The organism is Methylobacterium sp. WL119 (assembly GCF_008039875.1).
Classification (GTDB): domain Bacteria; phylum Pseudomonadota; class Alphaproteobacteria; order Rhizobiales; family Beijerinckiaceae; genus Methylobacterium.
In genome coordinates this window covers 1-7,243 of record NZ_VRUU01000159.1, presented here as the reverse complement: position 1 = coordinate 7,243, position 7,243 = coordinate 1, and the positions used below count along the sequence as shown (strand labels likewise).

General features: G+C 63.3%; 7 protein-coding genes and 4 pseudogenes. 7 read left to right on the top strand and 4 right to left on the bottom strand.

From position 1 onward, the window contains the following. Positions 1-117: pseudogene (locus FV227_RS27195) on the top strand (IS5/IS1182 family transposase); the annotation flags it as partial. Positions 118-136: 19 nt separating this feature from the next. Here FV227_RS27195 and FV227_RS27190 read toward each other — a convergent pair. Further along, positions 137-952 (bottom strand): annotated as a pseudogene (locus FV227_RS27190) (IS630 family transposase); the annotation flags it as partial. Positions 953-1,482: 530 nt separating this feature from the next. Between FV227_RS27190 and FV227_RS27180 the strand changes: the two are divergent. Together FV227_RS27180 and FV227_RS27175 are read left to right on the top strand one after the other, a co-directional pair. Further along, entirely contained in the window at positions 1,483-1,734 is a 252-nt protein-coding gene (locus FV227_RS27180; RefSeq protein WP_147728313.1) for a hypothetical protein, read from the top strand. Positions 1,735-1,843: 109 nt separating this feature from the next. Then, the gene (locus FV227_RS27175; RefSeq protein WP_147728314.1) at positions 1,844-2,203 is read left to right on the top strand and encodes a cytochrome c family protein; all 360 of its coding nucleotides are present in this window, start codon (positions 1,844-1,846) and stop codon (positions 2,201-2,203) included. Between the two features lie 5 nt (positions 2,204-2,208). Here the strand turns inward: FV227_RS27175 and FV227_RS27170 are convergent. Continuing rightward, positions 2,209-2,855, bottom strand: a pseudogene (locus FV227_RS27170) (SOS response-associated peptidase family protein). A 612-nt stretch (positions 2,856-3,467) separates the two neighbouring features. Between FV227_RS27170 and FV227_RS27165 the strand changes: the two are divergent. Next, positions 3,468-3,716 carry a hypothetical protein gene (locus FV227_RS27165; protein ID WP_147728315.1) on the top strand — a complete coding sequence of 83 codons (249 nt, stop codon included), beginning with the start codon at positions 3,468-3,470 and terminating at the stop codon, positions 3,714-3,716. Positions 3,717-4,675: 959 nt separating this feature from the next. Here the strand turns inward: FV227_RS27165 and FV227_RS27160 are convergent. Beyond that, complete coding sequence (locus FV227_RS27160; RefSeq protein WP_147728316.1) at positions 4,676-5,218, bottom strand: MucR family transcriptional regulator; 543 nt, start codon at positions 5,216-5,218, stop codon at positions 4,676-4,678. 201 nt (positions 5,219-5,419) lie between these two features. On the opposite strand from FV227_RS27160, the gene FV227_RS29390 reads away from it, so the two are divergent. After that, positions 5,420-5,557, top strand: a complete 138-nt coding sequence (locus tag FV227_RS29390) for a hypothetical protein (RefSeq protein ID WP_187274976.1) — start codon at positions 5,420-5,422, stop codon at positions 5,555-5,557. Positions 5,558-5,753: 196 nt separating this feature from the next. Then, entirely contained in the window at positions 5,754-6,191 is a 438-nt protein-coding gene (locus FV227_RS27155) for a MucR family transcriptional regulator (RefSeq protein ID WP_147728317.1), read from the top strand. A 154-nt stretch (positions 6,192-6,345) separates the two neighbouring features. On the opposite strand, the pseudogene FV227_RS30170 reads toward FV227_RS27155, so the two are convergent. Continuing rightward, positions 6,346-6,753: pseudogene (locus tag FV227_RS30170) on the bottom strand (integrase core domain-containing protein); the annotation flags it as partial. Here FV227_RS30170 and FV227_RS29385 point away from each other — a divergent pair. Beyond that, positions 6,715-6,867, top strand: coding sequence for a hypothetical protein (locus tag FV227_RS29385; protein ID WP_187274975.1), 153 nt, complete (start codon positions 6,715-6,717; stop codon positions 6,865-6,867). The pseudogene FV227_RS30170 and the gene FV227_RS29385 sit on opposite strands and share 39 nt — an antisense overlap. Positions 6,868-7,243: the final 376 nt, after the last annotated feature.

Below are 7,243 nucleotides of genomic sequence, written 5' to 3'. Positions count from 1 at the left end.
CGCCTCTGGGCCAGGCTCAAAGAGTGGCGCGCCATCGCCACCCGCTACGAGAAGACTGCCGTCAGCTTCATGGGCGTCCTCTCCCTCGCAGCCGCCCTCGATTGGCTCAAGCGATGACACGCCCTAGTGCACTGGCTCAGACGGATGGTTCAGGGGCTCGATTGAGGGCGTCGAAGATGGCTGCGGCGGGCTTGGTCCAGACGAAGGGTCGTGGGCTTCGGTTGTGCTCGCCGATGTAGCGTTTGATGGCGGTTTGTAGGTCGACGATGCCGGTGAAGGTGCCTCGCCGGAGGCGATGGCGCGTCAGCGTGGAGAAGAAGCCCTCGACGGCATTGAGCCAGGAGGCCGAGGTCGGTGTGAAGCGGAAGGTCCATCGCGGGTGGCGGGTGAGCCAGGCGCGCACCTTCGGGTGCTTGTGAATGCCGTAGTTGTCGAGCACCACGTGGATCGCCTTTCCCGCGGGGACTGCCGCCTCGACGGTGTTGAGGAAACGGATGAACTCACCGTGGCGATGGCGCTGCATGCAGCGGCCGAGCACGGTGCATTCTAAGACGTCGAGGGCGGCAAACAACGTCGTGGGACCGTGGCGGGTGTAGTCGTGCGTTTGAGCGGCAGGATGCCCGGGCTCGAGTGGCTGATCGGGACGGGTTCGCTCCAGGGCCTGGATCTGGCTCTTCTCGTCGATGGACAGTACGACGGCGTGGGCGGGTGGTTGCATATAGAGACCGACGACATCCTCGACTTTTTCGGCGAAGGCCGGATCGTGTGAGCGCTTGAAGGTACGCACCCGATGCGGTTGCAGGCGGTGCTCCTGCCAGATCCGCTGCACGGAGCGGAGCGAGATGCCGGCTCGCGCAGCGACGGCACGGCCGGTCCAATGCGTGACCTCGTCCGGCGGTTCCGAGCACGTCAGCGCCAGCACCTTCGCCACTGTGCGGGTGGAATGCGGCGGGGTGACGGGTGGGCGATCGGCCGGAGCTACAATGATCAGCCACAGCACGATCTCCCGCCTCAAAGCGCCTCCTGAGCGAACCTAGAGGCCTGGCTGGTCGTTCATCCGCGACGGCGCTCCCCGTGCGCCCGTCCCATGGAGACCTCATGCGCGCATTATTCGCCGGCGCTGCTCTGTTCGTCCTCGCGGCAGCCGGCGCTTCGGCACAGCCCTACGACGATCGACGCCCCCCGCCTCCGCCTGACGAGGACTTCGACCGGCCGCCGCCACCGCCTCACCGCTACCGGCCACCCCCGCCAGACTTCGATGACGACAGGCCGCCACCTCCTCCGCGTCGCAGGGGACCGCCTCCGCCGGATAACGACGACGACGATGGCCCGCCTCCGCCGCCCCGGTCTCGCGCCTACTAGAGTCAACGAACAGGCTCACTGTCTGGTAGGCCTGTTCGCTTTTTGTGCCGGCTGTGGCGCAGTCGTAGCAGCCTTCGCAGACCCCTTCGGCTACCATGAGGCATCCTTCAGGTGCCTGTCATGCTCACCCTCACCTCGATCCTCACCCGCAGCATCCTCGTAGTCGGCACCGTGAGCGGCCTCGCCGCGCTGGCAGATGGCGCGGTGCGGATGCAGCTCGAACAGGCTGTGCAAGGCAATCTGAGCTTCGTGGGGCATGCTTCGGTACCCGTGCAGGTCGCCCGAGCAGATGAGCGCTACGTCGCGAAGAGGCTCGATTGGAGCCGGCTTGGCGCGACAGTGTGGATGGTTGGCGCGGACGATACGCCCTGAAACTTTATTTGCGCCACTGAAGGCCTGCATAACGTCGCGGGTAGGTTGTTATACGAGCTTTTTCCTTAGCTGATGCGAAGACGTTAACAGCATTTTGCGAGAAAAATTCATGCGCCATTTTATCGTCGGTGCCCTAGCAACTATTCTTCTTCCGATGGTCGCTCATGCTGAGGGTGATATCGTAGCAGGAGAGAAAGCCTTTGCTCCCTGCAAAGCCTGTCATGCTTTTGGAAAAAATGGTGTAGGCCCGAACCTGACAGGTGTAGTCGGGCGCAAGTCAGCCTCTGAAGAAGGATACAACTATTCGGCCGCTATGAAATCATCTGGTATTACTTGGGACGAAGCTAATCTGCACGAATGGCTGAAAAATCCCAAGGCCAAAGTCCCCGGCACGAAGATGATTTTTGCGGGCTACCCGGACGACAAAAAAATTGACGATCTGATCGCCTACCTGGCTACAAAGAAGTAGCTGCTCTAAGCGCGACTTTGAGCGGTATCGGTGCGCTTACCGCGCTCTACTTCCATCATCTTTTTATCCGGCAGAGGCCGTTGTAGAGACAACGCCTCCTCGACCGGCGCCTCCAGCTAGGTGCGCCATTCCTCCGGCGTGGTCAGCAGCACCGGCATCGCCTTCGGATGCACCGGCCCGACGATGCCGTTGCCCTTCGTCGTGCGGAAGGCATAGAGGCGGTGTTTCTCCTCCACCGGCTCGTCGCGCTTCGGACCGCGCACGCCTGTCCAGGGTCGCCAGATCCCGGCTAAGGCGAACAACGGCCGGTCTTCATCGAGCGCGAACCACACGGGGGTCTTGCAGGGCTTCGTGTCGGCATACTCGTTGAACGACGACACTGGCACCAGGCAGCACTGCTCCGGCTTCAGCCAAGACCGCCAGTAGGGCGACCTCACGTTCCGCACATTCGTGACCGGGTGCTGCGGCCCCTTGCTCACCGGCGAGGGAAAGCCCCAGCGCATCATCGCCAACTCCCGCTCGCCATCGGCGAGGCGCACGATCGGCGCCATCTGGTCGGGGAAGATCGCCGGCGACGGCGGCAAGTTGCCGGTCCCGTCGCGGTCGACCGGATAGCGTCCTGGCCCTTGTCGAGGCTGTAGAGGTTGCACATACCGGCACCGTGCGCCGGTCAGGTCCGCAAGGGCAAGCCAGTGCGCTCATCGCCACTTTCGATGCCGATCGCGGCACGGTAGGTCCGGCCGTACTGGTTCGGCTGCGGTATCCCGATGCCCGCGGCGGCACCCGGAGCCCTCTGCAGGTGCAGCGGGCCGAGGCACGGTCCGTCGGAGGTCGGAGAGCTATCGCAGAAGGGACTGGCCGATCCATGTGCGGCCGTTCCAAAGCTCGAACGCGCGGCCCTTGGCGATCCAACTCACAAGCGCGAGCGCGTCACCATCGTTGGGGGCGTCGATGATTACGACGCTCAATCGGGCATCATCGAGGGATAGGACGCCCCGGTAGGACGACCGCCACGCTACGCCTTCTCCGGTCTCTGAGCCCTCTAGATCGTTGGCCATGCCGTCCTCTTCGTTCAGGACGAGAGCAAAGGTAATTCGGCTCGGCGCTGAGTGGTTCGCGACGGCGCCGGCGAGGCCGCACCGTGCCCCCCTGGGCGGTGCTGCTCTGCCGGCGCTCGACTATCAGCCGGTCGCTTAGGTCAACTTGGCGGGACATAATTGATAGGCCATTGCCTTGGCTGTAGATACACGGCGGGATCCAAACTTTGGCCGGCCTGATGCCTGGTACCACGGCGCTGAAGGTAGTGGCCGACGACGAGACCGGCGAGCTTAAGAGCGTAACGATCCTCGGGCAGTTCGGCGAGGTGCCGGACGAATTCGCCGAGAGCTTACAAGGCGGGCAAGGCTCAATCACGAGCACACAGATTATTGAACAAAAGCAACCTCGCGCACGTTTGGTCTTAGTATCAACGCGCCGGTATTGGCGCAGCGTGAGGAACATTTATGTCGATTAGAGCACTCGCACTCGCCGCCTCGTGCACTCTGGCTCTGTCCGGCGCTGCGTTCGCGCAAGCGACCGCCCCCTCCGGCACGACCGGAACTGGGATGGGGACCAGCAGCACCGGCGGTTCGGCCACGGGTCAGCCGAAGGAACTAGCTACTCCCGGTGGGGCGAATGCAGGCGGCGGCACGGGCTCTACGCCGATGACGGCCCCGGGAGCGAACGGGATGAGCACAGGGACCGGTTCGCTGGGCGCTAGCTCGTCGGGCATGAGCACCCCATCGACGGGCGCCGCCGGAGCGCGCTGAGCATTCGTTGCAACCGCGTCGAGCTCGCTACGCTCTACGCCGCGTAGTTCGGTCCCGCCGCCCGGTTACGGGCTGCCGGTGCCATCCGTCTCACGCCGCGATGATGGCGATGAGCGATAAGGAACCGGCGAGCGCGAAGGTGTCAGCCACGAGTGATACGATCAGGAGCATGGGAGAGGCCTCAGCCGTCGAACGGCGACGCTTCCTCAACCCGTAAGGTTGTACCCGGTTTCAGGCGGGGGACTGGTGAGACCGGCGATATCCGCCCATCCTTAATCGCCGCCGTCAGCCCCGGCGGCATCGCCGTCATCGTCGCTGAACAGCCAATCGAGCGCCCGGGCTCCGACTTCGCCGGCTGCATCCCTCTGCTGACTGCTCAAGCGCGGTTCGGGACGCTCCGCCCGCACTCCGCGAACCACCGGCGCGCGAACTGATCGAGGGCTTCGTCGGTGAGGAGCGTTCTATCGTGAAGTGGCATCTCGAGGCTTCTTGGACGGTCGAACGGTTCGGCCCCGTCCCGATCTGCTCACGGGACGGGGGAACCCCGGATCTCACCAGCTCGGCCGATACGCAACTTGGCCCGGGTGCAGGATGACGGCGTTTTGTTAGGGTCTCATCACCGCGACGGGCGCCGCAGTGTGCCGGAACGGGGCGCTGAACGGCCTTAGGCCTTCTCAGCGGCCTTCTTCCGCCCGCGGGCTTTCGGGGCGGCCTTGGCGGCCTTCGGCTTGCCCTCGGGGGAGTTGGGTGCCTCAGAGACCGTCTCGTCGGCCTCAGCAGTCTTAGGAGCTGCTTTGCGCCGTTGCTGGCCAAGGCCGAGGGAGCGCGCCAGCTCGGAACGCTGAGCGGAGTAGCTTGCGGCTGTCGACGGGTAGTCCGACGGCAGGCCGTAGCGCGCGCGGTAGGTCTCCATCGTGAGGCCGGCCTTGGTAACGTGGCGCTTGAGCGTCTTGTAGCGCTTCCCGTCGATAAAGGAGATCAGCGCGTCCGGCGTGATAGACTTGCGGACCTGTGCCGGCGTCGGTTTCTCAGGGCCTGCGGGCTCGGCGGGCGCTGCGTTGGCCAGGCCAGACATGGCCGCGTGTACGGAAGCAATCACACCAGGTAGCTCAGATACGGACACCCGGTTGTTCGACACGTAAGCCGCTACAAGGTCGGTAGCGAGTTCAATGAAATCGGTCGATTGAGTTTCGACTTGTTCGTCCAAGGTCGTCTCCTCCGCAAAAGGAGGCTTACTGCTCTACACGCTCCGCCGGATCGTCAAGTGATAGCTTGGCGAAAAATACTGAAGCCGATAGGGTGTCCTCATAAAACCGCGAGAACGCCCCCAAAGCACGTTCACGCAGGAACTTGGCGTAACGGTCTCTGTTCCGGTCCTATGGTATGATGCCGTAGAAGGCCCTTCTCCATGAACAAGCTCATCCTCGGCGCGACCCTGACACTCGGCCCCCTGCTCGGTGCCAACACGGCCAGCATAGCAGCGCTAGGCGACGGTCTCGACCCCAACGCTTCGGCGACCGGGAACAGCCAGACGCATCTCGTCTGATGCCATCGCTACCGCGGAGCGATGTGCAAGAGCAGGGGCCGCCCATAGGGACGCCCCGGATCACTTTCCCGAACCAATTTCGCAGATCATGCGTGTAGATCGTGGCAGGCCCGCGCGATATGACGTAAGCTGTGCCTTGATTTGGCACGAAGATTGAAGGATCTCACGCGAGAGGGGAACTCAAAGGACAACCTAAGTGACTGAAGAAAACCCGGGTCAGAACCCCGAAACGCTCGCACTGGCCAGCGAAATCGTAGCCGCCTACGTCGCGAACAACTCCATCCCCGTTTCTGAGCTTCCGAATTTCATCGGCAGCGTTCATAAGGCTCTGTTGGCCCTCTACAGCGGCACCGGGGCTGCGGGCACCAGTGCTCCTGCTGAGAGCGTCGAGCAGCCGACCGCGGCACAGATCAAAAAATCCATCACGCCGGACGCCCTCATCAGCTTCATTGATGGCAAACGGTACAAGACGCTCAAGCGTCATCTCAGCGGACACGGTCTCGACCCACATAGCTACAGGGTGAAGTTCGGCCTGCCGTCGGACTACCCGATGGTCACTGCGAGCTACTCGGAAGCCCGCTCTCAGCTTGCTAGGGACATCGGCTTGGGCCGGCCTGGTCGCGCGACTGCCTGAACAGTGTAGCTCGGTGTCGCCTCGATCGGTTAATTGACGAGGCGACCTTCACAGCCCAATGCCGCGCGCCGATATGATCCGTTGCGTGGCATTGACCAGCATCTCGTCCGAGAACGGCTTCGGCATGAAGCGCGCCCCCATCGGCAACTGATCCTTAGCCGGTGTTGCAAGGCCAGATGATCGGCCCCCACAGGTGATCCAAGGGTAAAGTTAGTGCACGGTGGGCCACGAGTAACTTAGCCAGCGGAGCTGGTCGGGCGAGCGCAGCCGGCCAAGCGGAGAAGGCTGGCACGAACACCTCCGGGGCCGGCGGCCGGTATCTTAGCGATGGATGCGGGCGCACGCCGTTGTAGTGACGTCGCCAGCTTTCGATGACGACCTGCGCTTCTTTGAGTGTGTAGAAGATCTCGCCGTTCAGAAGCTCGTCGCGAAGCCGTGCGTTGGAGCTTTCAGCGTAGCCATTCTCCCACGGTGATCCTGGCGTGATGTAGGCCGTCTTTGCTCCGACGCCGGTAGTCCAAGCTTGGACAGCCTTCGCAACGAACTCCGGGCCGTTATCCGAGCCGCAGAGGCGTTCCCGGCTTCACCCAGCCTTGAAGACCACAGCCTCGCCGAACAGCTCGACTGGTACATCGGCTATGTCGCCGAGGAGTGTGCCGCTGGCCGGATGAACTGAAGGCGGGCTGGTGCCGGCGCTCCCACAGCGGTCCTCACCAATCGTCCTTCATGCCTCGGAACCGGCATCCGCGTCGAGGACTGGTAGGCGCGGGTCGCCGATGGCCTCGGCATCGTCACGAACGGCGTGCTCTGCGTCACCGGCCCGGAACTGACGGCGGACGAGTGGGCGGCACGGCATGTCACAGGACATTAAAGAAGGTGATACTCTCAAATTCGACAAGGCGCTCCTGCTGCATCTTGTTCGACAGCGTCCGTCTGGCGGTTATCGATTTTGCGCAGCTCGGTAGCAATGTCCTGCAGGCTGGTGTCGCCCTTGCGCAGCACCTGATCTGCCCCGGACAGACGGTCACGCTCGGCTGCGGTGACGTCGCGAG